Genomic DNA, 25,245 nt, shown 5'->3' with positions numbered 1-25,245 from the left:
GTTAGAGATTGTTTTTATCGTATTGGGGCGCTTTTTAATCGAACTATTTTTCCTTATATGGTTAATTTAGTTATCTAGTAGGATTTATGTTGCCAATTACTACATTAACTATTAAGATAGGTTAAGGAATTTCAAGCTAGGCTGCCTTATAGATTTATGCATGTTCGATTTCTTCTGTACAAACACTTCGTAACACGGTCTGCCTCCCCAGTAGGCGCATGAACATCTCCTGCAATAACTCCTTTAGGAACAACCTAAGGACAACCTTATTTTATCTAAATGAATGAAATGAAATTATGTTTTTTGCGTGCAAGCTTTTTTTATAGGTTATTGTGCCAAAGACATCCCTTACTTTTTGAGTAGGGTTATTTGAGTGGCAATTTTCAGGATGAGGTGAGACAGATGAGAAAGAAAATAGTTGGAGTTATCGCACTAGTCGCTTTACTGTCGACGTTTGTTTTAGCAGGTTGTCATTCAACAAAACCGGCTCCATCTGAGGTTGGGAATAACGCAGGCAGTGAAATGAAAAGGGATGAGCTGGTATTAGCATTTGGTTCTGAGCCAGAGACAGGCTTTGACCCTACAACAGGCTGGGGGCGTTATGGCTCGCCGTTGTTCCAAAGCACCCTTCTCAAGAGAGACGATAAGCTGAATATTGTGAATGATCTTGCTGCTAGCTATGAAGTGAACCAAGATGGTACGGTTTGGACAGCTAAGCTTCGTGATGACGTTAAATTTTCGGATGGACAGCCGCTGACGGCCGCCGATGTCGTCTTTACCTTCGAAACGACCATTAGCAATGGGTCGGTTGTCGATCTTAATAGTATGCGTAAAGTAGAGGCGTTGGATGATTATACCGTTAGGTTTACGTTGAAAGAGCCGCAATCGACCTTTGTCAATTCGCTTATCGCGACGGGAATCGTTCCGAAGCATGCTTATGGCAAAGATTATGCGGATCATCCTATAGGCTCGGGACCTTATAAGCTCGTGCAATGGGACAAGGGGCAGCAGCTCATTGTCCAAGCGAATCCGGAGTACTACGATAAGCAATCCTATTTCAAAAAGATAACTTTTGTATTCCTCAATGAGGATGCAGCGTTTGCTGCGGCACAAGCAGGAACCGTTGACCTTGCTTATATACCAGCTGCATTCAGTAATCGGAAAGTACCCGGCATGCGGCTCGAATCTATCCAGACTGTCGATAATCGAGGCATCGTATTCCCCGTTGTGAAATCAGGAAGCAGCAGGGAAGATGGCGCACCTATTGGCAACGATGTGACCGCAGACCCTGCGATTCGCAAGGCTATTAATATTGCCGTAGACCGCAAAGCACTTGTTGACGGTGTTCTGGAGGGACAGGGAACGCCCGCTTATACTTCTGTCGATGGACTTCCTTGGTGGAATCCGGACACCGTTATTCAAGATGGCGATATGGAAGGCGCTAAGAAGCTGCTAGTAGAAGCTGGATGGAACGATACCGACGGGGATGGCATCCTTGAGAAAGGCTCCTTGAAGGCCGAGTTCACGTTGTATTATTTAGCTGGTGATACGATAAGGCAGTCTCTGGCGATATCGGTTGCTGACATGATGAAGCCGTTAGGGATCAATATCCGCTTAGAAGGCGGGAGCTGGGACAGTATTTCTAAAAATATGTACTCTAATCCTGTCTTGTTAGGCTGGGGAAGCCATGATCCTCATGAAATGTATAACATCTATAGCAGTGAAGCCGCTGGGATCGATTTCTATAACACGGGTTATTATTCGAATAAAACGGTGGATCACTATTTTGAACAAGCTCTACAAGCTAAGACCGAAGCAGAAGCGCTTGGTTTCTGGAAAAAAGCCCAGTGGGACGGGACAACCGGGCTCAGCGCACAAGGTGATGCTGCATGGGCATGGCTCGTCAATATTAATCATTTGTACCTCGTGAAGGATGGGCTTGATATCGGAGATCAACGCATCCATGTTCATGGGCATGGCTGGCCTGCAACAGATAATATCGTGGAATGGAAATGGACGAAATAAAGGTGCGTAATTTCATCGACAGCAAGCTCGGACTATTTATATTGAAGAAAGGCCTCCGGATGGCTGCTCTATTAGTGGCTATCTGCTTCCTATCGTTTTTGTTAGTAAAGAACTCTCCGATTGATCCCGTTCAAGCCTACATCGGTGCGGATATGCTGAAGGTAGGTCCTGAGCAGCGGGCCAAAATCGCTGAATATTGGGGATTAGACCAGCCCGTCATGGTGCAGTTCTTCCATTGGGGCTCTGCTGTATTGTCTGGTGATTTGGGAATCTCGATGATCTATCGCAGCCCGGTCATTGACGTTATCGGTGAACGATTCTTGAATTCACTGGTACTCATGCTATTCGCCTGGCTATTATCAGGTGTGTTTGGCTTTGTGATAGGTGTTGTAGCGGCCATGAAAAAAGGGACCTGGGTAGATCGTTTAATTAGGTGGTATTGCTTTACCTTAGCTTCCACACCTGCCTTCTGGATGGGGCTCCTTATTCTCATAGTGTTTGCTGTGTGGCTAGGGTGGTTCCCTGTTGGAATGGGGGTTCCTGTTGGGGTTCTCGCGGAAAACGTTACGTTGATGGACCGAATTCAGCATCTTATTCTGCCTGTTCTGACTCTAAGTATTGTTGGCGTTGCCAATGTGGCTCTCCATACCCGGCAGAAGCTGATTGATGTTCTTGCCAGCGATTATGTTTTATTCGCCAGAGCAAGAGGGGAGCAAGGCTTTGTATTGTTCTGGCGGCATGGCTTGCGCAATGTTGCATTGCCAGCGATAACGCTGCAGTTTGCAGCCTTCAGTGAATTGTTTGGCGGAGCGGTATTGGCTGAGCAAGTTTTTTCTTATCCTGGATTGGGACAGGCTACAGTAGCAGCAGGATTAAGAGGAGATGTTCCTCTTTTGCTAGGCATTGTAATCTTTACTACCCTATTCGTTTTTGTAGGGAATTTACTCGCTGACATCAGTTATCGTGTATTAGATCCACGAACGAGGGAGGGGGAGAAGGCATGATTTCAAGCCTGAGAGCATTCTCTCTGAATCGTAAGCAATGGGCTCTTACCAAGTTGCTGATCTGCGTGGTTGTCATTGTCAGTGTCCTATTAGGAGGAGCATTGCTGGATGAGGGGAGAATGGCAACGAACCTTATAGATCGGAATTCTCCACCTTCTCTAGACCATCTCTTCGGTACGGATTGGTTAGGAAGAGATATGTTCACACGCACGATAATGGGGCTTACATTAAGTATAGGAATTGGGCTGACAGGAGCTATTGGAAGTGCGTTAATTGCTTTGTGTCTGGGAATGGCAGCGGCAACAATGGGCAAGCAAGTGGACCGGTTTATTTCATGGCTGATTGATTTGTTTCTGAGCGTTCCGCATCTGGTTACCCTGATTCTAATCGCCTTTACATTCGGGGGCGGATTTAAAGGAATCGTTATCGGATTAACTCTAACCCATTGGCCGAGTCTTGCCAGAGTCATTCGGGCAGAGGTGATGCAAATCCGATCCGCTGAATTTGTACAAGTCTCTCAGAGAATGGGCAAACCCGGCTGGTGGATTGCTGTGCATCATATTTTTCCCTATATTCTGCCGCAATTTCTAGTTGGTTTTATGCTATTATTCCCCCATGTTATTCTGCATGAGGCGGCAGTTACGTTCATTGGGTTAGGCCTGTCTCCACATGAGCCCGCAATCGGAATTATTCTATCCGAAGCTATGAAATATTTATCTTCTGGGATGTGGTGGCTCGCCTTCTTCCCGGGACTTTGTCTGCTCATTATCGTGAGAATGTTCGATCAGATTGGAGAGAATCTCAGATTGCTGACCGATTCTCATGGCAGTCGCAATTAATGAGGTAACCTGCGTTCAATAGGAAGAGGAGTTAAGGAATGTCTATTCTTGAAGTACACAATTTATCAGTCACCTTTAGACAATATACAGCTGGACTTAAACAGGTGAATCATAAGATCATTTCCAGTTTAGATATAACGCTCGAAGCAGGTGAGATTGTTGCTGTTGTCGGTGCAAGCGGATCGGGAAAAAGCCTGCTCGCACATGCGATATTAGGAATACTCCCAAGCAATGCACAGGTTAGTGGCGTACTGACATTCGAAGGGGAGGAGCTAACTCCTGCACGGCAAGAAGCTATGAGAGGGAAGGAGATCGCCCTTATCCCTCAATCTGTTAATTTCCTAGATCCATTGATGCGCGTTGGCAGCCAGGTCCGTACGTCTGTGAGAACAGGGGATGCTGTGGAAGCGCAACGGGCGGTTTTTGAACGCTTCCACCTTGGACGAGAGGTTGAACGGATGTATCCCTTCCAGCTTTCTGGAGGCATGGCGAGGAGGACGCTGCTATCGACGGCTATGGTGAGCGGAGCAAAGGTTATTATTGCAGATGAGCCTACGCCAGGGCTTGATCCTGTTGTCATCAAGGAAGCGCTGGATCAATTTAGAGCGTTCGCGAGCCAAGGCTGCGCGGTCCTATTCATTACGCATGATATTGAGTCTGCACTACAAATTGCAGATAAAGTTGCTGTATTTTATGCCGGAACGACAGTTGAGATTGCGAGGGCGGAGGATTTTGCAGGGCAGGGTGAAGCGCTAAGGCATCCTTATAGTAAGGCCTTGTGGCGGGCATTGCCTCGTAATGATTTTATGCCTATTCCAGGCGCTCAGCCTCATCCGAGCGCATTGCCGCCCGGCTGCTTATTCGCACCGCGCTGCGGCATGGCTACCTCGGAATGCCATCAAGCACAGCCGGAAATGCGGAGGCTTAAGCAGGGAATGGTGAGGTGTATTCATGCAACTTGAAGCAAGCAATATCGGCTTCCGATATGAGGGTGGCCCATGGTTGTTTCGGGGGGTTAATTTATCCATAGAGCCGGGGGAAGTTGTGGGCATTACTGGTCCAAGCGGCTGTGGGAAAACAACCTTCTGTCGAATATTAGCCAGTTATGAATCTCCCATTGAAGGAGCAGTGACTTGGAATGGAGTTCCCTTTAATAAAAAAGGGTATCATCCTGTCCAAATGGTCCTTCAGCATCCGGAAAAAGCGGTTAATGCAAGGTGGAAGCTGCATAAAACGCTTAATGAAGGCTATCAGCCTAATGAAGAATTGCTAGCCTTGCTAGGAATCGAGCCGGAGTGGATGACACGCTGGCCCCATGAGCTGTCTGGGGGAGAGCTGCAACGAATTTGCGTGGCTCGGGCATTGGGACCGAATACTCGATTCCTGATTGCAGATGAGATGACAGCTATGCTTGATGCGATCACACAAGCCCAAATCTGGCAGGCTGTCACTGAGATCGCTAAGCAGAGAGAGATGGGAATCATCGTTGTTACCCATGAATCGGAGCTCATGAGAAGGCTTTGCCATCGTGTCATTGCATTTTAAGAGCAATGGGCTGGCTCAAAAGCAGCTCTGCTCACTTGAAGAGACAGCTCACTTACTGAAAATCTAAGAAATGGCGATGCTAGGGAGGTTATCCCTGCACCGCCATTTCTGCTTTTTGCTCTACTGCTGTCTTCTTCAGCAAATTGTGAGCGAGCGTAAGCCAACCGACCTCAAGGCTCACTTTCTGCAAATCTCGAAACAGAAAGCACCGGAATCCCCGGTTGTGCATTTTGCTAGGATTAAGTTGACCATTACGCATATGATCTTCTTTCATTCGCATGAAGGGTGGCGTCTAGATCGCACTTGCTGTACTGTCCTCTGAGACCTCTTAAAGCTTCTAAGAGCTCTATTCCTTACGCTGCAGATGGCACGTATGAATAACTTACCCTATTTTAGGAAGTGTTCTTCGTAAAAACAGGCATAATCTGGAGGCATATCGGAGATAACGTCAGCTATATTCAGTAGTCGGAAACCGACCTTCTCCACTAAGGAACCTAACTTCACTATTGCTCCTTTTTACCTGTATAAGTCATGAAATAAAGCAAATGTATTCATTAAATTGTACATAACATTCCTTCTCCACCTTGGAAGGCAGCCTTTTTTCAGGGCGGCGATTGGAACAGCTATCTTAGAGGTTTAAGAGCTTTAAGAGCTTTAAGCCCTTCTATCTTTAAAAATACCTGTGAAGGAAAGAGAATGTCCCAAAAATCATCTTCATGACTTTTGGGACATCATTTCCTCTATTTGCTACTTCTGTTTCTCTTTATGATCCTGTTCATGCTGCGCTGCTTTTTCCTGAATTTCGGATTCCATTGCTTGAACAAGATCGTCTTCAAGCTTTTGTTGAGGCTGAGGATGGAACCATTGGATTTCCCCTTTATGAACAAACCCCTTGTATTCCTCTCCTTGCACCTGCAAGGAAAACTGCTGGCGCTTATGGGCGGTCTCTTCAAATACGGGTTTTATTTTAAGCTCTTGCATTCCTTTTAGAACGCCATACTGTCTCATTAATGCATATATAGTAGATTCGATCTTGTCCACTTTATGCTCACCAATCATTTGTTTGGGGTGAGGGTTAAGCCACATAATCTCATCGTTATGAAAATGTCCCTTGAATTCCTCGCCTTCCACTTTGAAAGTGAATGCAAGCCGTTGATGTACACGATTCTCAAACAGTGTCTCAACCTCAAAATCCTCAATCTCAGGCTTTGTATTGTTATTTTCTGTCATCTTGTATCTCCTCTCATGAAAGCTTCTACTTAACCAGTTTTCTGGTTATCGAACCATCATAACATAAAGAGATTCGGATTTTCCTCCGAAAAACAGGATTGGGGACTTAAGTTGCATTAATATTTTCGCAAAGAGCTTGGAGGACGATTATTCCATTTTTGGCTGATGATTAGATGGCATTGGTGTAAGATCCGCTCGATTGTTTGGGTATCGTTGGCTTGGATTCTTAGACTAAAACCAGGTATTGCTAGACTTGAAATCCCGAATGAAAAGGGAGATTGTTCCGTCTGAATCGTTTCATACAACAGATCGAGGACCGCTGAATCCATCTGCTCACTAACTGCAATCATAGAGCCCAGATGCGAATAGCCCTCCATGAATCCGAGACCAGCTATATTTTGCTGCTTCGGTATTAGCTTAATATGGTCGAATACGCCAAGCTTGCCGTCCCAATAAATTTCGGTTAATAATTGAATCGTATCGTAGCTGAAGCTCTCTCCGCTTGGCGACCAGCCGGGAGTGAGGATATCCGTATAGAGGAAAGCTGCTCCACGCTCCATATGAACAGTCGTTTTTTGTTTATAGTGAGCATCTTGATAAGCAATTAGCGGGTCAGGAAGATATTCTAAATAACTGCCCTTTTTCAAATGGATTTCAGATTCTTGGTAAGCAAAGCTTTTTGGCGTTTTATATACTTTGGTTGCGGATTGCGTGGTTAGAGTTACTTTAGAGCCTTCATCGGCTGAGATTTGCATCCTATATCTGTCGCCGTCTAAATAACCGCCCCCGGGATTAAGCAGGTAATAGCAGACCTGACCGGAATCATCGGAGTATATCGGCCGCATCACTTTGAATGCCCCTTGGAAATACACTCTCTTGGCGACGGTTTTCCCTTTGCGATCCTCAAGGTCTAGAGCTAAGGAGCCAGTCCAATCTGTCATCTTAATCTAAGCCTTGTAATAAAGCATGCTGCCTAATCCAGTCCATAACTTCAGGAAGGCCCTCATTATTTTTTAAGTTTGTAAAAAAGAACGCTTTGTCGCCGCGGAATATTTTGGTATCCTTCGCCATAACCTCAAGACTGGCGCCCACATAGGGAGCAAGATCGGTTTTGTTAATAATGAACAAATCTGATTTGATCATGCCTTGTCCGCCTTTGCGAGGGATTTTCTCTCCTTGTGCAACATCAATAATATAAATAGAGAAGTCGACGAGCTCAGGGCTGAAGGTAGCTGCGAGATTGTCTCCGCCGCTCTCAACAAATATAAGCTCAACATCGGGATGACGCTCGATTAGCTGATCGATGGCAGCGAAATTCATCGAGGCATCTTCACGAATAGCCGTATGAGGGCAGCCGCCTGTTTCTACGCCAATGATTCGATCCTCAGGAAGCACCCCGTTTTGAATAAGAAATTTGGCGTCTTCTTTGGTGTAGATATCGTTTGTGACAACCGCCATTTTTATTTCATTCGCAAGATAGCGAGTTAATTTCTCTACAAGCATCGTTTTTCCTGCTCCAACAGGTCCTCCAACACCGATTCTGATAGGATTCATTTCAACACTTCCTTTAATAGATTTTGTGAGAATTAGGACATGAAAATTCTTATATTTACACGCTCGTGCTTCATTTGAGATAGTTCAATACCCGGAGATACCATGCCGAAATCATCTTTCGTCAGCTCCAAAATTCGTTCTACAGCCTGAGTTAATTCGGGTATGCACCGATGAGAAATGATCTGGCCTGCTGTTTGTCCAAGGGGGATGGCACGTACCGCATTTTGGACTTGGCTGGAAATCGCAGAGTACAAATAGTAGAGGATGGTATCCTGTTTGGTTACATTGAGCCCATGCGCTACCATCGCGAAAACAATAGCAGGATGGCCAAACACATTTTTAAGCTTTACTTGATCTCTGTACTGAGACAGGATAGGCAGGCCGTATAGGGATTCTGTCAGCTTGAGCATCCGATCCCCAATCATTTGCGTTCCTTCTCTTGTCTCCCTCGGCAAGCTCTGAACCGTTAATAGACGGTCAAGATGCCATATTTGCTGTAAATCTTCGTCCATGAGCGCTTCATAGACGAAGCGTGAGGCAAGCCCGTCACAATAGACGAGCTGCTCATGCAAATATACTTTTAGCCACTCGTAGAAGGTCTCCGGGTTATGCACCCTATCTTCCTGGATGTAGCTCTCTAGGCCAAAGGAATGGCTGAAAGCTCCTGTAGGGAAGTTAGAGTCGCATAGCTGGAACAAGGAGAGAAGCTGGCTATTCATGACTGTGACCGATATGGCGGAATGCCAATTTAACTTTTCGGTCCTCTCGCTTATAAGGAATTTTGAGCTGCTGAAGTAATTCTTCAACTAGAACGTCATATTGAACTAGCATATCATCCTCTTCGAATTGGGCAGGGAGATGGCGATTGCCTAGCTGGTGAGCGATATTGCCCATTTCCTTGAGGCTTCTAGGCTGGATGACAAGAAGATCATCGGTCAGCACATCAATGACGATCATGTTCTTATCGTCCATGTATAATACATCACCGGCTATAAGATCCCGCGGCTCACTTAGGCGAATGCCCAGCTCTTTGCCATGATCTGTTTTTACTCGTTGGATACGCTTCATCAGATGAGCGCTTTCTAGGTACACTTTTTCGATATGGCGTTTTTCAATTTCACTTTTATCCATGTTTTCTAGGTTGGTTACGATTTTTTCAATAATCAATGCTTTCACCTCAGAATAAGAAATATCGCTGGCCCATAGGGACAATATCGACCGGATCACAGGTCAGCAATTCACCGTTTACTTTTACTTCATAGGTTTGTGGATCTACCGTAATATCAGGTGTTTCTGAATTTAGCTTCATATGCTTCTTCGTGAGCGTACGAATTCCGCCAACCGGCAGAATGATTTTGTTAAGCCCGAGCTTCTCATGAACCCCATCGGCATAAGCAGCTTGAGAGATGAAGGTTGCAGAGCTGCTTGCCAGTGCTTTACCAAACTGAGCATACATTGGACGATAAATATAAGGCTGTGGTGTCGGAATAGAAGCATTCGCATCTCCCACTAAGCCCATAACGGCAAGCCCGTTTTTAAGGATCATTTCGGGCTTCACGCCGAAGAACTTGGGACTCCAGAGTACCAAATCGGCCATTTTTCCAACTTCTATAGAACCTACATACTCCGAAATACCATGGGTAATAGCTGGGTTAATCGTGTACTTAGCAATATAGCGCTTCGCTCGGTTATTGTCCGCATACTTGCTGTCGCCTTCCATTAGCCCGCGCTGCTTTTTCATTTTGTCTGCTACCTGCCATGTACGCAGAACGACTTCTCCTACACGGCCCATGGCTTGGGAGTCCGAGCTTACCATGCTGAATACACCCATGTCGTGAAGGATATCTTCAGCTGCAATCGTTTCTTTTCTAATTCGGGAGTCTGCAAAAGCAATGTCCTCTGGAACCGAAGGGTTCAAGTGGTGGCAGACCATAACCATATCAAGGTGCTCGTCGATTGTATTAATCGTGTAAGGGAGGGTTGGATTCGTTGATGAAGGCAGAATGTTAAGGTAACCTGCTGATTTGATCAAATCAGGGGCATGGCCACCGCCTGCGCCTTCGGTATGGTACATGTGAAGAACGCGATCTTTCACAGCAGCCATCGTATTTTCCATAAATCCGCTTTCATTTAGGGTATCCGCATGAAGGGCAACTTGAATGTCATACTCATCTGCGACCTGTAACGCATAATCCAGGGACGAACCGGTAGCCCCCCAGTCCTCATGGACCTTTAAGCCGATAACGCCAGCCCTTACTTGTTCAGCTAGCGGTTCTGTGGAAGCGGCATGTCCTTTGCCTGTGAAGCCAATATTGATGGGAAGACCTTCTGCTGCTTCGAGCATACGATGGATATTCCACTCACCCGGCGTAACCGTCGTAGCTTTAGAGCCTGCTGCAGGACCAGTACCTCCGCCAATTAATGTTGTTGTGCCTGAGGAGAGCGCCACTTCTACTTGCTTGGGATTAATAAAATGAACATGGGTATCGATCGCTCCAGCCGTAACGATTAATCCTTCGCCAGCGATGATTTCAGTGGCGGTACCGATGACAATATCAATATTATCCGTGATGAGCGGGTTGCCGCTTTTTCCAATTCCAAAAATTTTCCCATCGCGAATCGCGAGGTCGGCTTTGCAGATTCCAGTGTAATCCAGAATGATAACATTGGTTATGACCGTATCCGCTACGCCTTCTTTACGAGTGGCAAGCGGGTGCTGGCCCATGCCATCCCGGATCACTTTGCCGCCGCCAAAGACAACCTCTTCTCCATAGGAGGTGTAATCCTTCTCTATTTGAATAAACAAATCGGTATCTGCAAGGCGAATAGAATCACCTGTCGTTGGGCCATACATTTCAGCATACTGTCTTCGGGACATTCTAAAGCTCATACTAAGTCCTCGCTTTCTAATTTTCCATCTACTTTATTATTGAACCCATACACACGGCGTTCACCTGAAAAATTAATAAGCTGTATTTCCTTTCCGTCTCCGGGTTCAAAACGAACGGCTGCTCCAGCAGGCACATTAAGCCGTTTGCCGTAAGCCAGCTTTCGATTGAATTGAAGGGCTTCATTAACTTCGTAGAAATGAAAATGTGATCCAACTTGAATAGGGCGATCCCCTATGTTCGTAACGGAAATCTTAAAAATTTGCTTTCCTTCATTACAAATGATGTCTTCTTCTTTTAAAATATATTGTCCTGGAATCATATAGGGCTCCTTTCTAGTTAGCGTATTGGGCTGTGAACGGTTACTAATTTGGTTCCATCAGGAAAGGTTGCTTCCACTTGAATATCATCAATCATTTCGGGTATTCCTTCCATGACATCTTCTCTGGTCAGAATGGTAGCCCCGTATTCCATCAGTTCAGCAACGGTTTTCCCATCTCTCGCACCTTCTATTACTTCATAGGTGATAAGGGCGACAGATTCGGGATGATTCAACTTTAAGCCTCGTTCTTTCCTGCGCTTAGCTAGATCGGCTGCGACCACAATCATAAGCTTGTCAATTTCCCGTGGTAATAAATGCATAGCTACATCCTCCTAAATAATCGCAAACGACAAGAACCCTCCATTCAGAGAGAAAGGAGGGTTCTTGATTTGGAAAATATAAAAAAACTTTATATAAATTCTCCTAAATCATTCCTAGTGATTTATTCTTTCTCCTGAAGTTAATAAATTATGCCCAACTAAACTATTTTACCATAATTAATAACCAATTTGAAGCGTAATACAATGTTTTTATTAAAAAATATAGATAATTACAACAATGAATGATAGCGCCTGAATGGGGCTTTTTATTCCTCCTGAAGACTAACTCAAGAATGGTCCGGGGACCGTTATGAACAGCATGCAATATTTGTAAATAAATACATGAACGAGTGTAATAGCAGAGAGGATGTTCGATAATGCTGGTGAGAAAAAGGGCCGTTACGCTGCTTGCGGCTATTATGCTGCTGCTGACTGTCTGGTTTCCTGTGAACGCTTCGGCTGCTGGGAGAACGCCGTCCGGAGTGTCCATGTCCGAAATCGAAGCAGAGGTTGACCGTGTAATGGAAAAGTATATCGGCAAGGACGTGCCCGGTGCTGCAGTGTCGGTCGTGATGGATGGGGAGATCGTGCTGCTTAAAGGCTATGGCTTAGCGAACGTGGAGCAGAACAAGCCGATGAACGCGAAGACAACCTACATGGAGGCTGGCTCCGTATCCAAGATTTTCACATGGACTGCAATCATGCAGCTCGCCGAACAAGGCAAGCTTGCGTTGGATGCGGACAATAGGGTTAAGCTTAATAATGGATGCTGCCGCTCCTTTGGGACGGAATGGAAAAAGTTGCTCAATAGGTCGGCTTTTTCTTTTAAAGCTTGTAAATGTTCTTACGGTGAAGCTGTGAATGTTTAAACTTTGCAGATAAAATACGGGTCACAATTTGTCGATTGGGTCGAGGAAATCGGTCGTAAATTGTAAGTCTATGACATCTTTTGTTGAAAGCGTTTACAAACTATTATACATCGTATATATTTCACTATAGAAATAAATGTAAATTAAAATAAAAATTGAAAGGAGGTGAATTGATAATGGCTTGTCCTAGTCGTTGTACAGCAGGGCAGTGGGTTACTTACTGCAATGAAAGATGCCCTAGTAATATTAACACTCATACGAGAAGAAGGGTAATGTTCTGCCCGTCCGAAAATTGTAGCGTAACTGGAGCATGTGATTGCTGGTAGAACTCATAGATAGAGAATCTCTCAGCTTAGTGAGAGATTCTCTTTTCTGTTAGGCAGACACGAAGATGAAGGGAGAGCATACACGAATGAATCATACTGAAAAAGTAAGGCCATCATTTTTGAAGGTGGAAGATGGTTTGCAAATCGGGGATTATATGCCCAATATTACAATTCCGAACAATGATATAGAGTTGTATGATTGCATCAATGATTACCTTTTACTAGTGACTATTAGCACTTCCTGCGCGCCTTGTCTTCCGGCAATGGAAGCGATTGATATATTTATTCAACAATATCCTGCAATTAATTTTCTGATCTTTATAGAGACGGAAGAGGGGACATTCGAGAAAGCCAAACAAGTTTTTCATCCTTCCGCCCAGATTTATCATGCATCTGATGATGTGATGTTCGGAGAACTGAAGACACGGGGCTACCCGTGGGCTTACGGCCTAAATAGGGAGGGTCAAATTATTACGATTGAGCCTGTAGCCAGTCTTGAATTTTTGGAGAAGCTATTTTCCCCTTTCAGAAGGTTTTATAACCCCAAGGAGGAATCCTAATGAGCAAACTTAGCTTTAGAGACTTATTCAAGCGTGAGACGCTGGAGGACGCACAAGCCTATTCCGCTCCTTCATTCGATCAAGAAAAACAAATGGAAGCCCCATTAACAGAAGGCCAGCCCTTCCGTGGTATTGAGCTGGATGCCGGACTTGCCGACGCTCCAAAGGCAACGGTTCTTTTTATTTCCTTGACCTGCAGCAGCTGCATAGACTTGCTTTCTGAGCTTGCCGAATTTGGCGTTAGATACGAAGGGTTGCTGCTTGTCGTTAGCAGCGGATCAATGGAGGATAACGAAGAGCTTGTACACTATTACGATTATTCTTTCCCGGTTGTGACGATGCCGGAGAAGGAATATAAAGCGCGTTTTGCACTGGAGGCGACTCCGTCGGCGATTATGCTGGAGCAGGGCCTTGTTAGGAAACAATTTACGATCAGGGATATTGGGCATCTTTACGACCAGAGCGGGGTGCAAAAAGGAGGCGGCTAGCTTGCTTTCAATTACGGTTTTTCTATTGGACTTAGTTCTGGGCATTCTGTTTTTGGCGGCATTTTACTTTAAGCTAAGCGGCATTCGCGACTTCGAGCTTTCCATACAGTCGTATCGCGTCCTTCCGTTATCATTTATTCGCCCTGCTGGGACCTTGCTGCTTGTATTCGAATTCACTCTTTTTATTTCCTTTGCTTCGGGACAAGCCTTGTATTATAAGGAGCTGGGCGCTATTGCGCTGTTGATTGCTTTCACGGTCATTCTTGTCAGAAAACGCAGATTGGATGACGAGAAGGGAAGTGCATGCTCTTGCTTTGGATCAATCGGGTTTCTTAACCGTTATCCTGTGAGTCGGAATTTAATTCTCATTGGACTATGCGCGGGCAAATGCTTATTGCCTGCAGCTGCCTTATCCGCTCAAGCGTCCTTGTGGCAATTCATCCTTCATACCGTTATGATGGGAAGCGGTTTGTTTCTTGTCGATTATGTTCAGACTCGAAAACGCTACGTCGCCCTGCAGGTGAACGGATGATGCTCGGGTGGGTTGTTGGGGCTTTGATGATTCTGTCACTAGGGCTGCTGCAAGTATTAACCATGAAGAGCAGACTGAAAAGGGTGGAGCGGCGTCTGGCAAGAACGGCAATTCAAGAGGAGCTATGGCCCGAAGCAGGGGAAATAACGTTAATCGGCATTCATTATACGCATTCCTCGTTCAAAAGACTGGATGAAATATTGTCAGTAAAAGATAGAGCTTTTCAGGACGTTGTCGTATTTTTGGATGCGCCTCCGTTTATTCATCTTCTGAAGCAGCGTGCATGGAATAGCTGTCGGAGCGTTCGCCATATGCCCGAATGGGCCAATTCCAAATGGGTCACTTTGCTGAACGGGGAAACGGTTGCCTATCAGTGGGACGGGCAGAAGCTGCATCGCTATACAGAGGTAGAAATGCTGCTGGAGCTCAAAATCAGGTTATTTCAATCGAGGGAGGAACAATTATGCACGCAGCAATCAGCGGACAACTTCTAATAGCTGATCAGGTAGTTGATAATCATGAAGCAAGGGCACATTGTATTCAGAACGTGCGCAATGAAGTGGGAATGCGAACATTTCCCTCGGTTACCCTTTTTTACTTGTGGGCGAAAGTATTGTTTTTTGGGGTGAATCAGGGTGTCGTGTGGATTAAGGTATACGACTCGGAGCAAAATGTGGTGTGGCAAAAAAAATGCGAGGGCCTCATAAATAGAAGGGCGGAGCCTATTCCAGCAGGAATAGATATGGCGTTTCAGCCGCGTTTTGTTGTGCATGAGGAAGGATTATTTCATTTTGTCATGACAGATGAAGATGATGTGACCTTGGCCCATTATCCTCTTTATATATCCCATAAGGAGTCCTGATGAAGCCGTCCTTCAGCAAGCTGCAAACGCTCCGGTTCTTGCTGCCTGTTCTGTGGAGAATATCAGGTACAGCCCTTATATTATTAGTTGGAATAACGGTAGCTCAGGCAGTTATCCCGATTGCGCAGCTTTCGCTCACAAGCAAGCTTGTAGAGGAAGCTGCGCAATTGTTTCAAGGAAATAGCGAGAGGGGCCTTCAAGATATATGGAAGCTTGTGTGGCTTCAATTCGCTCTGCTCCTGACAGGTGCCCTTTTGGCAAGCATTTATAAATATGCGCAGCAATTTTTTAATGAGCGGGCTACCTTATATTTTGACGAGATGATGTCGACTAAGGTGAATCGGCTGTCTTTATCGTATTTTGATGATCATCTTAATTATGATCGGATGCAAAGAGCATCCTTCAGCGTACAGATGCAAGGGCTTGGAATTGTGTTTGTCGTTCTGACGATGCTTCAAAGCATCATTACAGTAGTCGGCTTTATGATTGTATTGGTTCAATTTCATTGGCTGCTGTCGGTGGGGATGATGCTTCTAGTTATTCCTATGCTGTGGACGTATTTGTACGAGAGCAAGGCGACCTTCAAGCTGTTCGTTCAACAAACGCCCGATGAGCGCATGTCTTCCTTTCTTAGCTATTTGCTGAAAAGCCGGGAAGGCGCCAAGGAGATTCGCATATTTCAATTAGCTGATTATTTGATAGGCAAGTGGAGGACGATTGCCCGAAGGAATGCCGATCGGAAGCTCGCTTTGGAACGAACAACGATCAGCATTTCGTTTGGCATGCAGATCATTTCATTGGCACTGCTAAGCGGAATGCTGCTATTTGCTTTGAATACCGGAGCGAACGGAGGGCTGGCAATTGGGCAGTATGTCGCCTTGGCCCAAGCGCTGTTCAACACGCAGACGCTCATTCAAGGCCTTGCGCAAGGGTATTCCAAGCTTCATGAAAGCTTGCTTCATGCCAGTGAAGTGCTTAGTTTCGTTAGGCTTGCGGAACATAGTGATCGAAGCGGCAAGGAGGATTTTCCTTCTCCAATCAAACAAGGTATCACCGTGGATAATTTAACTTTTCAATATGAAGGGGCTCCCAGTCCAGCGATTAAAGCACTGAGCTTCTCCGTTAATGCGGGAGAGACGATTGCCATTGTGGGGGATAACGGGGCTGGAAAAAGCACATTGGCCAAATGCTTATTGGGTTTATACAGTCCCAGCAGTGGTTCCATTGCAATAGATGGCATTGATTATGCCGAGATCCATGCAGGAAGTCTCCGCAGCCGAATGAGCGCTATTTTTCAAGATTTTGTGCAATATCCGTTCCCTGTGTGGGAGAATATCGGATTGGGAGAAGCAGCGGAGCTGAATAATCAAGACAGGCTCAGGCGCTCTGCTGAACAGACGAATACGGCTTCCTTTATCGACAAGCTACCGGATGGCTGGGATACGGTGCTTGGCATTCAATTTGACGGAGGACATGAGCTGTCTTATGGACAATGGCAGCGAATTGCGCTCAATCGAGCCTTTTTCCGGGAGTTTGATGTGATTGTGCTCGACGAGCCGACTGCTTCACTTGACCCGATGACAGAGGCCGCTATCTTTGAGAATCTGATGCAGCTAACACGCGGTAAGACCGCCTTTTTCGTCACCCACCGGCTAGGAAGCTGCCGCTTTGCGGATCGAATTATTGTTCTCAAAGCGGGACGCTTGGTTGAGAGTGGAGATCATGAGACGTTGATGAAGATGGACGGGGAATACGCTGCGATGTTCCGCAAGCAAGCCGGCTGGTACACGAAGGAATGGGACAAGCAGACGGTGAGCGTCTAGTTTGATCAATAAAGTAAAGCGGCTATTCACAAGCAGTTCATTCATTTGCCATGCCGGCTCCTTAAAATCATAAAATGGCGGTGCTAAGGAAATTATTCCTGCACCGCCATTTTTCTTGAGCAATTGCTTCGTATATGGTGGACCGCGCCTCCAATTTGCGAACAAATTATTCTCAGGCCAACCTATAACCACTTTAATTCACTCAACTAACGGTTCTTTAACTGCGTATGAGGCATCCTCACGATTTATATGAAGGAAGCCTCATTCTAATGGCCGGTTTGCCCTGCTGATATGTGAGATATGAGGCTAGCCTCACAGCTCAGGAGGGTAGCTTCCCGAGGTATGAGCTTTACCTCATACATTTGAGCTACTCTATCCAGCCGCCATAATTATAAATGCTCACCCTTACATTTATATGAGTTAGCCTCATAGGGGTTCTCTTACTCTTTCCAACTCAAACGTTTGGCACCGCCTCTTTTACATGCCCCAAACCGTATCAATAAACTTTCTTCATTAATTCAAAAACTTCTTCGAGGCTGAGGCCGAACGATTTGTAATAAGAAGTATCCGTAGCCATTTTCTTCAAGATCATTTCATTGCGTTTTTGAAGCATCTCCTCGGGGGAAAGCTCGGCTATGAAGCAGCCTTTACCGGTAACGGTATTAATCAAATCACAGCGTTCAAGCTCCTCCCAAGCTTTTTTTACGGTAATGATGCTGACACGAAGCTCCTTGGCTGCTTGTCGTATTGGCGGCAAGCAGAGCCCTTTTTCAAGCTCGCCTTTGAGGATTTGAGCACTGATCTGTTCAAAAATCTGTTGGTAAATTGGTTTTTCAGAGGTATTCGAAATAGCGATGTTCATTATATTTCCACTTTCTCAAAACGTTTAATGGCAATCCGATAAGCAATAGCGGTGAATATGGCAAACAGCGCGATTCCACAGATCAGAATGGATAATTGAATGGGTAAATGATTAGCATAAGTGCCTTTGAAAAGATTAAACACAAATGTATTCTGGATGCCGAGCCATTCTGCGCCTCCAGCAAAGAGTATAGCAGCTGTAATGGAAGCCGTCGTTGCTGCACCATATTTATAGGCTGTTTTATAATACATAGAAATTAAGATAAGGTTGAAAATAGCTAGCATAACAAAGCAGAGTCCCCAGAAGCCTATAGATGGTTTAAAGAAATAATAGGTTAAATTAGGGTATAAGTGAATACTTATCATACCATAGATAGCAGCAACAATAATATGAGCTAGCTCGAGGATAACAATAACAGTTATCTTTGCTTTGACAATATCTTTTTTTGTTACGGGCATCATTCGTGTAAAGATCAAATCGTTCTGAGATTTATAGCCCGCGAACATATTTGGCACCGTTAAAAAACAAAAATAGAGAATGACAAGGAAATACAACCATCCAGGGATGAGCATTAAGGCGCCTGTCAAGAAGGGCAATAGATAAAATGCAGGGTGTACGCCCAATTTTAATTCTTTCAGCAGTAGGTTATACATGTGAAGTCTCCTTTTTCGAGAAATAGATCATGATCTCCTCAAGATTAGGCAGAGTTGACTTAAGGTTAGAAGAAGGATCGAAGTCGACAGAGTGAATCAGGCCCGTAAAGCCAAATGAATTTAATTTGTAGGAAATTAATCGGTCTTTTATTTCGTCCAGCTGGCTTTTATCACCATTTACTAAACGATAGGCTTGAATAAAATCATCTTTCTCAGAGCTGTTGATAATTTGTCCGTTATGAATATAGGTAATGTAGTCTGCGCATTTTTCCAAGTCCGTTGTAATATGAGTGGAGAAGAGAATGCTGATTTCTCCCGGCTCCACCAGCTCCTGAAAAATATCTAACAGATTATCTCTTGCGACAGGATCAAGCCCGCTGGTTGGTTCATCCAGGATGAGTATCTTGGCACCATGTGATAATGCAAGAGCTAGGCCGTATTTCACTTTCATTCCGGTGGACAGGTCTGCTATTTTTTTGTTCTCATCCAATTGGAATCTGTTCAGATAGTTGTAATAAGTCTCGTTATCCCAGTTGGTATAGAACGTCTTAATCACATTGGTTAACGTTCTAATTTTGCTGCGCGTATAATACTCGATGCCTCCTAATGAATAGCCGATGTCTTGTTTTAATTCCAATTCGTGCTTATTCATGTCTTTGCCTAATAGGCAAATCTCACCGCTATCGAATGGAGTCAAATTCAAAAGGGATTTGATCGTGGTCGTTTTCCCCGCGCCGTTGGCTCCGATAAAGCCCATAATATAGCCCTGTTCCAACTGAAAAGAGATGTCCTTCAATTGAAAATTATCATATTTTTTATTCAAATTTTTAATTTCTAACGCCAGCATATAGCAGCCACCCCTCAATATTGTGCATGTTGTATATGCACAATATATCAATTGGAAGTTATTGTGTCAAATACTTTTTGCTAACAAAATTTCGCAGTGGCTTTTGGGAATGTATCTAACCGCGGAGGAGAGCTCAGCGAGGAAATGAATAAGGTTTCAGTTAGGCAACAAAAAGCAGGAAGCTGTGTCCTGTGGGAGGATCACAGCTTCCTGCTTCGGGCAGGTGGTCTATGAATTAGCTATAAGCCAGCAGTAATCTGCTGTTCACGCCGTTTCTTGCGAGAAGTCATATAATGGACAAGCTGATAAGTCACCTCAGCAAAGAGAATTCCGCCGAATACATCAATAAGTGCATGCTGCTTGGTGAAAACAGTAGAAATGATAATGAGCCACAACAGCGTGTACATTACAACTCTAACAGACAGCTTAACAACTAAATCACGCTTCAACGTAATGAATAGCAAATAACTTGTTAAGCAGTGGACGCTTGGGAAACAGTTGAAGGGGGCGTCGGACTGGTAAATAAAATGAACAAGCATGGTGGCCAAATCTGTGCCGACAACATCAGGCCGCGGAACATGGGTAGCAAAAAACCAGAAGACGACATTGCACGCCATCACGGAAACATTATAGATCAATAGTGTACGCCAATAAATGCTGCGATTTGTAATTGCCAGATATAAAAAGCTAAGATACAGAACCGGCATCCAGCTTATGTAAGGGAAGATGAACCATTTCACAAAAGGAATTAGAGTATCAATCCAAAAATAATCCATAAAAACGTCTGGTCCAACATTGCTCGCAATCCCCATATAAATAAAGCCCTGAAGCGGAATCGATAGAATACCTAATAGGTGCTTCCACTTATTAATCCATCTTTTCATTGTAAGCCCTCGCTTGATTTTCATGAAGTTCTTATCATTCTATGCTTTATAAGCTACAAGTACAATACAAAAATGAAATATATTGTTTGAATCATGATTTTAGAAAATCTCAAGCTACAAAGAAGCTTCAAATTCAAAAGAAAATAAATTTTTCTTTTTGTTCCATTTACTTGGGAGATAACGGCATACTTACAAATAGGGTTTGAGTTTTTTACAAACGATGGACAGGCAGGCGCGGAAAAGCTAGCTCACGTCACGTAATGGTCTTTAATGAGGCATTTTCACTACTTCATGAGGATATTTTCCTTAATAGAATGACTGAATGAGCTTAATTGACGATTAGCGTCACTAAGGTTTATTAGTCGAGAAGCTGGGCTCCCCACTAGTGAACCTAGCTTCATAGTTTCATATTTCTACTCATAGAAGTACCATAACAAGGTTATGTGATTCACCATTTAGCGAAATGTATTCCTTCCTAAAACAAGAGCAGCTTCCCGAACACCCGATGACCAGAGGCGGGATTGTCCCATAGCTTTAAATTAATCAAAGTTGATAAGGGATGCCCCTTTCTGTGAGTATGGGTTAAGGCAAGTTTTAATGACTCTATGGGCTGCTGCCTTTGCCGTATTAGTGATAGCAGTAGTGATTCCAAAGGAACTGTTAATGATTAGAATGTCACCATAGTTATCATACAGGGGCAATAGTATCGGGGTCATTTGCCTTCAGATGAAAGTATGGTTATGGCCCTAAGATACCCTTAGATACACCTAATTGCAAAAGCCGCTAAACACAAGGTTGTCCAAGTGTTTAGCGGCTTTTGTTCAGTGAGAAATGAGGTTAAAAGTCTAGCGAGGGTTAGCCGTAATATCGGCAGCTCTTTCTTGGTCCTTCAGCTCGGACAGCAGCTTATCACCTTCGACATCAAGGTTCGGCAGCATGCGGTCCAACCATTTTGGCAGCCACCAAGCTTTGTCGCCGAACACTGCCATGACTGCTGGAACGAGTGCCATACGGACGATGAAGGCGTCTATAAGGATACCGATCGCCAGCGCGAAACCGATCTGCTTGATCATGATATCATGAGCAAAAATAAAGCCTGCGAACACGGACACCATAATGATGGCTGCGGCTACAACAACTCGGCTGGCCTGATTGTAACCATGAACGACGCTCTCCGTGCCACGATGGCCATGCACATAAGACTCACGCATGGAGCTGACCAGGAAGACCTGATAGTCCATCGCCAGCCCGTAAAGAATGCCGGTAACCATGATCGGCATGAAGCTGAGCAGCGGACCGCCAGTATCGAAGCCGAACAGGGAGTGAAGCCATCCCCATTGGTAAACAGCCGTAGTGATCCCGAACGTGGCGAGAATACTGAGAAGGAAACCGACCGTCGCTTTGAGCGGAACAATGATTGAGCGAAATACGAGCAGTAGAATAATTAGCGAAAGGATAACAATAATGCCGACATAGAGCGGGAACACTTCAGCCAGCTTCGACGACATGTCGATATTAATTGCGGTGAAACCAGTAACACCGACCGAGACGCCATACTTTACTGCCATGCTCGAATCGGCAGCGCGAAGCTCACGCACAAGGTTTTTGGTCTCATGATCCGTTGGTCCTGTTCTCGGAATGAGGCTGATGATCGCCATATCCCCCGTTTTATTTACTCCCATTGGGGTTGCGAGTGCGACATTCTCATGCTGCCCCAGCTCCATAACCAGACCACCCAGCATTTCTGGCGTCACTTTGTCTGAAGCGCTTTTTGGCTTGGCGACTAGAAGCAGCGGGCCATTGAAGCCTTCGCCGAAGCCGTTCGAAATAGCGTCATAGCTCTGTCTGGACGGCGTGTCCAAATTCGCCGTGGCACCTGAAGGTATGCCCATTTCCATTTTGGCTACCGGGATCGCCGCTGCGCCAAGGATGACAATGACGCCAACAATGATAAGCCAACGGCCTTTTACGACACCCGATACCCAGCGGTGTGCGAAGCCATGCGACGTTTTCTTCGTTTGGGTGCTGTTCTTCGTACGTGCTTTTGCCGAAACGATGCGTTCACCGAGCAGACCTAGCAGAGCCGGCAGCAGGGTTAGAGCAACCAGAACGTTGACAAGCACGGCTAGAGCGGCAACAAGCGCCATCGCGGATAAGAAGCCAATCCCGATGACAAGCATGCCGCACAAAGCGATGATAACGGTCAAGCCAGCGAAAAATACGGCGCTTCCCGCAGTGCCGACTGCACGGCTGGCTGCTTCTCGAGCGCTTAGTCCCTGATCGAGAATCATGCGGCGCTGGCGGTTTACAATGAACAGCGAGTAATCGATACCGACAGCAAGTCCGACCATAAGTGCCAGAACCGGCGTCAGGTCAGTCATATGGACAAATTTCGAGAAGGCAAATGCTCCTCCTACGCTTACACCTACTCCCATTAGAGCGGTTAGAAGCGGCAAGCCTGCAGCAACGACTGAACCGAGTGTCATGAAGAGCACAACCGCGGCGACAGCGATGCCGATTGCTTCCGTCGAACCAATGGCAGGCTTGGTCGAGAGCGAGTCGCTCGGCAAGGCGGTAATGCCAGTCTGTTCAACAGTCATGGCTGCAGCAATGACGGAATCGGGGACCGATTCGGGAAGAGACATCTGCTGAACCGTGAATTGGAATTGGAATAGGGCAACGCTGCCGTCCGATGCCAGCATGACGCCAGGAACCGGGACACCGTTCACCATCAGTGGGCCATAGGGAGGCATTTCACCTGTAGGTGCTTGCGCTGCTTCGTTTCCTTGTGCGGCCTCATTCCCTTGCATGCTGCCTTCAGCAGAAGCACCAGCTTTTGCTGCCAATTCAATAGGATTAATAACATAATCAAGATTATATACAGCATTAACGGCCTCGCTAATGGAGCCGAGGCGCTCTGGCGTGTCCAGACGTTCGTCCTTAGGTGCCGTAAACACAATGCTGGCTTGTCCACCTGAAGCCTCTGGCAGTTCGGCAGACAGTTGATCTAACACCTTCTGCGATTCCGTGCCCTCAATCTTCATATCGGAGGTGACATGTATGCCGTTGACCCCGAGCAAGGCGAGTACAACACCAAGGATCGCGATCCAGCTGATAATGAAATACCATGGTCTGGCATAGGCTGATTTGCCCAATTTGTACAGGAAAGTTGACATACGTTAATACTTCTCCTTTGCGTGTAGAAATGATAGTAGATAGTGAACTAGAATCCGTTGCGCAAGTAATCGAACATCGTGTCTAGATACCGATCGAGCGTAACCGCCCCTGGGGCTTCGACAGCGGATTGACCTGGAAGCAGCACATTCAGGCTGCCGTCAAACAATGGCAGCACGGCTCCGTATACGGCGCCGACGAGAAGGTGGGTATACCCTTCGGGATAACGTCCATAGGATAACTGGCTCAATGTCTCCTGAGCGGATATTTGCAATCGGCGCAGTCCGCTGAGCATGTACGGCTCAAGTGTCGGATACTGCTTCGAAAGCGATACAATCTGCCGTAATTTCCAGAAATGCTCGGCTGTCAGCTGCAGCTTCATCAAATGATACAAAATGTCAAGTGGGGCAGCGTCCTCTTTGAGGCCTTCAATCCATACCTTGACCTCATCGGCTCCTTTGAAGATGACAGCCGCCGATGCTATCGCTTCCTCCTTGCAGGAGTAGTAATTCGCGAACGTTCTTCTGGAATAACCGGCTCGCTGCACGACATCCTCGACGACGAAGCCGTCCATTCCCCTTTCCAGTGCAAGGGTGAACGCTGCATCAGCAAGCGCATTCGCTGTTGCTTCCCGTTTGATATCGCGGAGGCTTTGTTTGTTCATCATGTGATGCTTCACCTCTTTTCGACTAGCTTAAAACATGTTTGCAAAATAAAGCTCCTCTATATTATTGCCCAATGAGCAATTATGCACAATGGGCAATTTGTTACGAAGTTGTGGCGTTATACAGAAAGATAGGAATACAGTTCCATAATTTCAGTTCATGAATCATAAGATGGTGGACTAGACTGTCCAAATCATCGAATGATATGATAGATAGCGGGTGATGTAGACAATGAGTAACGAGACAACTAATGAAAATGTCGACAGTAGTCAAGCAACCATCAACGATGAGAAGTTGGCTGAATTGATCCAGGCCCTTAGCCATAATGGCCGTGTCTCTTTGAAAACCTATTTCGATGATGTCGATGTTCGGGTATTGAATGAAGAAAATTATGGTCCGATCTTTATTTATCATGTGAAGGACTCCTCGAATCATGGATACGAATGCGGCTTTTTCCTTCGCGAGTTGCTCGCACAATTCCAGTCGGGCAGTGATCCGGCAGAATGGATGGCCTCTTTCTTCTTCGAGCTGATGAAGACTGAGGGAGGAAAAGAGCTGCCAAGGCCTCCTGCAAGCGAAGATGAAGCCAAAGCCTTGATTGACAAGGTATTGCTTCCTCTATGTATGGAAGCGGTTCGTGAAGAATTCGCTCCAGAGAAAGTCCACGCGGGTCTTGATTGGAACGAGGAGATTGGTCCGGTGTTTGAAACGGGGTTCCCACAGATAAAGGAAGGCAATAATGTGTGCGCTTTCCCAATGCAGCTCCTATTCACGCACCTTCTAATGAACCGTGATCCTTCGGAATTGCTCCTTCAAGGGCTGTACAAAATCCGTGAAGAACACGGGATGTAAACAATAGGTATTGCCAGGTAAAAATCGCCTTGCCCTTTTTCGAGAGGGCAAGGCGATTTTTGTATGTTTTCAAGGAGCGGCGTATTTGCTATACTTAGCCTATAATGATAATCATTATCAA

Annotated in this window: 27 protein-coding genes and 1 pseudogene; 13 read left to right on the top strand and 15 right to left on the bottom strand. The window is 45.5% G+C overall.

Features of this window, described 5'->3' with window-relative positions:
* Nucleotides 1-402 precede the first annotated feature (402 nt).
* Genes AC50YO_RS16780 through AC50YO_RS16760 form a run of 5 tightly spaced genes read left to right on the top strand, consistent with a single transcriptional unit; the run spans nucleotide 403 to nucleotide 5,413 of the window.
* The gene (locus AC50YO_RS16780) at nucleotides 403-2,025 is read left to right on the top strand and encodes an ABC transporter substrate-binding protein (protein ID WP_494848856.1); all 1,623 of its coding nucleotides are present in this window, start codon (nucleotides 403-405) and stop codon (nucleotides 2,023-2,025) included.
* The gene (locus tag AC50YO_RS16775) at nucleotides 2,013-3,029 is read left to right on the top strand and encodes an ABC transporter permease (RefSeq protein ID WP_494849242.1); all 1,017 of its coding nucleotides are present in this window, start codon (nucleotides 2,013-2,015) and stop codon (nucleotides 3,027-3,029) included. The genes AC50YO_RS16780 and AC50YO_RS16775 overlap by 13 nt, the downstream gene beginning before the upstream one ends.
* On the top strand, nucleotides 3,026-3,868 hold the full coding sequence (locus tag AC50YO_RS16770; RefSeq protein ID WP_494848852.1) for an ABC transporter permease: 843 nt from the start codon (nucleotides 3,026-3,028) through the stop codon (nucleotides 3,866-3,868). The genes AC50YO_RS16775 and AC50YO_RS16770 overlap by 4 nt, the downstream gene beginning before the upstream one ends.
* Before the next feature lie 38 nt (nucleotides 3,869-3,906).
* Entirely contained in the window at nucleotides 3,907-4,830 is a 924-nt protein-coding gene (locus AC50YO_RS16765; RefSeq protein WP_494848847.1) for an ABC transporter ATP-binding protein, read from the top strand.
* Nucleotides 4,820-5,413, top strand: a complete 594-nt coding sequence (locus AC50YO_RS16760) for an ABC transporter ATP-binding protein (protein WP_494848843.1) — start codon at nucleotides 4,820-4,822, stop codon at nucleotides 5,411-5,413. The genes AC50YO_RS16765 and AC50YO_RS16760 overlap by 11 nt, the downstream gene beginning before the upstream one ends.
* Before the next feature lie 88 nt (nucleotides 5,414-5,501).
* On the opposite strand, the pseudogene AC50YO_RS16755 reads toward AC50YO_RS16760, so the two are convergent.
* The 9 genes and pseudogenes from AC50YO_RS16755 to AC50YO_RS16715 form a co-directional block, all read right to left on the bottom strand.
* Nucleotides 5,502-5,690 (bottom strand): annotated as a pseudogene (locus AC50YO_RS16755) (IS1182 family transposase); the annotation flags it as partial.
* A gap of 470 nt (nucleotides 5,691-6,160) precedes the next feature.
* Nucleotides 6,161-6,643 carry a hypothetical protein gene (locus AC50YO_RS16750; protein ID WP_494848838.1) on the bottom strand — a complete coding sequence of 161 codons (483 nt, stop codon included), beginning with the start codon at nucleotides 6,641-6,643 and terminating at the stop codon, nucleotides 6,161-6,163.
* Nucleotides 6,644-6,759: 116 nt separating this feature from the next.
* A complete protein-coding gene (locus tag AC50YO_RS16745; RefSeq protein ID WP_494848836.1) occupies nucleotides 6,760-7,584 on the bottom strand; it encodes an urease accessory protein UreD in 825 nt (274 codons plus the stop codon).
* 1 nt (nucleotide 7,585) lies between these two features.
* Entirely contained in the window at nucleotides 7,586-8,197 is a 612-nt protein-coding gene (gene ureG / locus AC50YO_RS16740; protein ID WP_494848833.1) for an urease accessory protein UreG, read from the bottom strand.
* Between the two features lie 32 nt (nucleotides 8,198-8,229).
* On the bottom strand, nucleotides 8,230-8,916 hold the full coding sequence (locus AC50YO_RS16735) for an urease accessory protein UreF (protein WP_494848831.1): 687 nt from the start codon (nucleotides 8,914-8,916) through the stop codon (nucleotides 8,230-8,232).
* Nucleotides 8,909-9,364, bottom strand: a complete 456-nt coding sequence (gene ureE, locus AC50YO_RS16730) for an urease accessory protein UreE (RefSeq protein WP_494848829.1) — start codon at nucleotides 9,362-9,364, stop codon at nucleotides 8,909-8,911. The genes AC50YO_RS16735 and ureE overlap by 8 nt, the downstream gene beginning before the upstream one ends.
* A 10-nt stretch (nucleotides 9,365-9,374) precedes the next feature.
* Nucleotides 9,375-11,087 carry an urease subunit alpha gene (gene ureC / locus AC50YO_RS16725; RefSeq protein ID WP_494848827.1) on the bottom strand — a complete coding sequence of 571 codons (1,713 nt, stop codon included), beginning with the start codon at nucleotides 11,085-11,087 and terminating at the stop codon, nucleotides 9,375-9,377.
* Entirely contained in the window at nucleotides 11,084-11,407 is a 324-nt protein-coding gene (gene ureB, locus AC50YO_RS16720; protein WP_494848825.1) for an urease subunit beta, read from the bottom strand. The genes ureC and ureB overlap by 4 nt, the downstream gene beginning before the upstream one ends.
* A 17-nt stretch (nucleotides 11,408-11,424) precedes the next feature.
* Nucleotides 11,425-11,727 carry an urease subunit gamma gene (locus tag AC50YO_RS16715; protein ID WP_494848823.1) on the bottom strand — a complete coding sequence of 101 codons (303 nt, stop codon included), beginning with the start codon at nucleotides 11,725-11,727 and terminating at the stop codon, nucleotides 11,425-11,427.
* Nucleotides 11,728-12,104: 377 nt separating this feature from the next.
* Here AC50YO_RS16715 and AC50YO_RS16710 point away from each other — a divergent pair, with 377 nt between their 5' ends.
* From AC50YO_RS16710 to AC50YO_RS16680, 7 genes are all read left to right on the top strand, one after another.
* Nucleotides 12,105-12,596 carry a serine hydrolase domain-containing protein gene (locus AC50YO_RS16710; RefSeq protein ID WP_494848821.1) on the top strand — a complete coding sequence of 164 codons (492 nt, stop codon included), beginning with the start codon at nucleotides 12,105-12,107 and terminating at the stop codon, nucleotides 12,594-12,596.
* A 412-nt stretch (nucleotides 12,597-13,008) separates the two neighbouring features.
* Nucleotides 13,009-13,482 (top strand): TlpA family protein disulfide reductase, encoded by a 474-nt coding sequence (locus tag AC50YO_RS16705; RefSeq protein WP_494848819.1) that lies wholly within the window; start codon nucleotides 13,009-13,011, stop codon nucleotides 13,480-13,482.
* Nucleotides 13,482-13,970, top strand: coding sequence for a peroxiredoxin family protein (locus AC50YO_RS16700; protein WP_494848817.1), 489 nt, complete (start codon nucleotides 13,482-13,484; stop codon nucleotides 13,968-13,970). Before AC50YO_RS16705 ends, AC50YO_RS16700 begins: the two co-directional genes overlap by 1 nt.
* A 1-nt stretch (nucleotide 13,971) precedes the next feature.
* A complete protein-coding gene (locus AC50YO_RS16695; protein WP_494848815.1) occupies nucleotides 13,972-14,502 on the top strand; it encodes a MauE/DoxX family redox-associated membrane protein in 531 nt (176 codons plus the stop codon).
* Nucleotides 14,499-14,996 carry a hypothetical protein gene (locus AC50YO_RS16690; RefSeq protein ID WP_494848813.1) on the top strand — a complete coding sequence of 166 codons (498 nt, stop codon included), beginning with the start codon at nucleotides 14,499-14,501 and terminating at the stop codon, nucleotides 14,994-14,996. Before AC50YO_RS16695 ends, AC50YO_RS16690 begins: the two co-directional genes overlap by 4 nt.
* The gene (locus AC50YO_RS16685; RefSeq protein WP_494848812.1) at nucleotides 14,966-15,364 is read left to right on the top strand and encodes a hypothetical protein; all 399 of its coding nucleotides are present in this window, start codon (nucleotides 14,966-14,968) and stop codon (nucleotides 15,362-15,364) included. Before AC50YO_RS16690 ends, AC50YO_RS16685 begins: the two co-directional genes overlap by 31 nt.
* Nucleotides 15,364-17,187: an ABC transporter ATP-binding protein gene (locus AC50YO_RS16680; protein ID WP_494848810.1), complete on the top strand. Its 1,824-nt coding sequence runs from the start codon at nucleotides 15,364-15,366 to the stop codon at nucleotides 17,185-17,187. Before AC50YO_RS16685 ends, AC50YO_RS16680 begins: the two co-directional genes overlap by 1 nt.
* 496 nt (nucleotides 17,188-17,683) lie before the next feature.
* Here the strand turns inward: AC50YO_RS16680 and AC50YO_RS16675 are convergent, their stop codons facing one another.
* From AC50YO_RS16675 to AC50YO_RS16650, 6 genes are all read right to left on the bottom strand, one after another.
* On the bottom strand, nucleotides 17,684-18,049 hold the full coding sequence (locus AC50YO_RS16675; RefSeq protein WP_494848809.1) for a GntR family transcriptional regulator: 366 nt from the start codon (nucleotides 18,047-18,049) through the stop codon (nucleotides 17,684-17,686).
* Nucleotides 18,049-18,702, bottom strand: a complete 654-nt coding sequence (locus AC50YO_RS16670) for an ABC-2 transporter permease (protein ID WP_494848807.1) — start codon at nucleotides 18,700-18,702, stop codon at nucleotides 18,049-18,051. The genes AC50YO_RS16675 and AC50YO_RS16670 overlap by 1 nt, the downstream gene beginning before the upstream one ends.
* Nucleotides 18,695-19,549 carry an ABC transporter ATP-binding protein gene (locus AC50YO_RS16665; protein WP_494848805.1) on the bottom strand — a complete coding sequence of 285 codons (855 nt, stop codon included), beginning with the start codon at nucleotides 19,547-19,549 and terminating at the stop codon, nucleotides 18,695-18,697. The genes AC50YO_RS16670 and AC50YO_RS16665 overlap by 8 nt, the downstream gene beginning before the upstream one ends.
* 239 nt (nucleotides 19,550-19,788) lie before the next feature.
* Complete coding sequence (locus AC50YO_RS16660; protein ID WP_494848803.1) at nucleotides 19,789-20,433, bottom strand: phosphatase PAP2 family protein; 645 nt, start codon at nucleotides 20,431-20,433, stop codon at nucleotides 19,789-19,791.
* An 845-nt stretch (nucleotides 20,434-21,278) separates the two neighbouring features.
* Nucleotides 21,279-23,609 carry an MMPL family transporter gene (locus AC50YO_RS16655; RefSeq protein WP_494848801.1) on the bottom strand — a complete coding sequence of 777 codons (2,331 nt, stop codon included), beginning with the start codon at nucleotides 23,607-23,609 and terminating at the stop codon, nucleotides 21,279-21,281.
* Between the two features lie 47 nt (nucleotides 23,610-23,656).
* Nucleotides 23,657-24,274, bottom strand: coding sequence for a TetR/AcrR family transcriptional regulator (locus tag AC50YO_RS16650; RefSeq protein ID WP_494848800.1), 618 nt, complete (start codon nucleotides 24,272-24,274; stop codon nucleotides 23,657-23,659).
* A 229-nt stretch (nucleotides 24,275-24,503) separates the two neighbouring features.
* On the opposite strand from AC50YO_RS16650, the gene AC50YO_RS16645 reads away from it, so the two are divergent.
* Entirely contained in the window at nucleotides 24,504-25,124 is a 621-nt protein-coding gene (locus tag AC50YO_RS16645) for a hypothetical protein (protein WP_494848798.1), read from the top strand.
* Nucleotides 25,125-25,245: the final 121 nt, after the last annotated feature.

It is taken from the genome of Paenibacillus sp. J22P59 (assembly GCF_059383895.1).
Note: the sequence above shows the minus strand (reverse complement) of the source record. Positions and strands in the feature narration are given on the sequence as shown.

Bases quoted from the DNA above. Each gene is read 5' to 3' on its own strand.
- AC50YO_RS16780 (WP_494848856.1), top strand. From the start codon at position 403: ATGAGAAAGAAAATAGTTGGAGTTATCGCACTAGTCGCTTTACTGTCG.
- AC50YO_RS16775 (WP_494849242.1), top strand. From the start codon at position 2,013: ATGGACGAAATAAAGGTGCGTAATTTCATCGACAGCAAGCTCGGACTA.
- AC50YO_RS16705 (WP_494848819.1), top strand. From the start codon at position 13,009: ATGAATCATACTGAAAAAGTAAGGCCATCATTTTTGAAGGTGGAAGAT.
- AC50YO_RS16700 (WP_494848817.1), top strand. From the start codon at position 13,482: ATGAGCAAACTTAGCTTTAGAGACTTATTCAAGCGTGAGACGCTGGAG.
- AC50YO_RS16770 (WP_494848852.1), top strand. From the start codon at position 3,026: ATGATTTCAAGCCTGAGAGCATTCTCTCTGAATCGTAAGCAATGGGCT.
- AC50YO_RS16745 (WP_494848836.1), bottom strand. From the start codon at position 7,584: ATGACAGATTGGACTGGCTCCTTAGCTCTAGACCTTGAGGATCGCAAA.
- ureG (WP_494848833.1), bottom strand. From the start codon at position 8,197: ATGAATCCTATCAGAATCGGTGTTGGAGGACCTGTTGGAGCAGGAAAA.
- AC50YO_RS16650 (WP_494848800.1), bottom strand. From the start codon at position 24,274: ATGATGAACAAACAAAGCCTCCGCGATATCAAACGGGAAGCAACAGCG.
- AC50YO_RS16665 (WP_494848805.1), bottom strand. From the start codon at position 19,549: ATGCTGGCGTTAGAAATTAAAAATTTGAATAAAAAATATGATAATTTT.
- ureB (WP_494848825.1), bottom strand. From the start codon at position 11,407: ATGATTCCAGGACAATATATTTTAAAAGAAGAAGACATCATTTGTAAT.
- AC50YO_RS16710 (WP_494848821.1), top strand. From the start codon at position 12,105: ATGCTGGTGAGAAAAAGGGCCGTTACGCTGCTTGCGGCTATTATGCTG.
- AC50YO_RS16760 (WP_494848843.1), top strand. From the start codon at position 4,820: ATGCAACTTGAAGCAAGCAATATCGGCTTCCGATATGAGGGTGGCCCA.
- AC50YO_RS16750 (WP_494848838.1), bottom strand. From the start codon at position 6,643: ATGACAGAAAATAACAATACAAAGCCTGAGATTGAGGATTTTGAGGTT.
- AC50YO_RS16680 (WP_494848810.1), top strand. From the start codon at position 15,364: ATGAAGCCGTCCTTCAGCAAGCTGCAAACGCTCCGGTTCTTGCTGCCT.
- AC50YO_RS16690 (WP_494848813.1), top strand. From the start codon at position 14,499: ATGATGCTCGGGTGGGTTGTTGGGGCTTTGATGATTCTGTCACTAGGG.
- AC50YO_RS16670 (WP_494848807.1), bottom strand. From the start codon at position 18,702: ATGTATAACCTACTGCTGAAAGAATTAAAATTGGGCGTACACCCTGCA.
- AC50YO_RS16660 (WP_494848803.1), bottom strand. From the start codon at position 20,433: ATGAAAAGATGGATTAATAAGTGGAAGCACCTATTAGGTATTCTATCG.
- AC50YO_RS16715 (WP_494848823.1), bottom strand. From the start codon at position 11,727: ATGCATTTATTACCACGGGAAATTGACAAGCTTATGATTGTGGTCGCA.
- AC50YO_RS16735 (WP_494848831.1), bottom strand. From the start codon at position 8,916: ATGAATAGCCAGCTTCTCTCCTTGTTCCAGCTATGCGACTCTAACTTC.
- AC50YO_RS16675 (WP_494848809.1), bottom strand. From the start codon at position 18,049: ATGAACATCGCTATTTCGAATACCTCTGAAAAACCAATTTACCAACAG.
- AC50YO_RS16645 (WP_494848798.1), top strand. From the start codon at position 24,504: ATGAGTAACGAGACAACTAATGAAAATGTCGACAGTAGTCAAGCAACC.
- ureC (WP_494848827.1), bottom strand. From the start codon at position 11,087: ATGAGCTTTAGAATGTCCCGAAGACAGTATGCTGAAATGTATGGCCCA.
- AC50YO_RS16765 (WP_494848847.1), top strand. From the start codon at position 3,907: ATGTCTATTCTTGAAGTACACAATTTATCAGTCACCTTTAGACAATAT.
- AC50YO_RS16685 (WP_494848812.1), top strand. From the start codon at position 14,966: ATGCACGCAGCAATCAGCGGACAACTTCTAATAGCTGATCAGGTAGTT.
- AC50YO_RS16655 (WP_494848801.1), bottom strand. From the start codon at position 23,609: ATGTCAACTTTCCTGTACAAATTGGGCAAATCAGCCTATGCCAGACCA.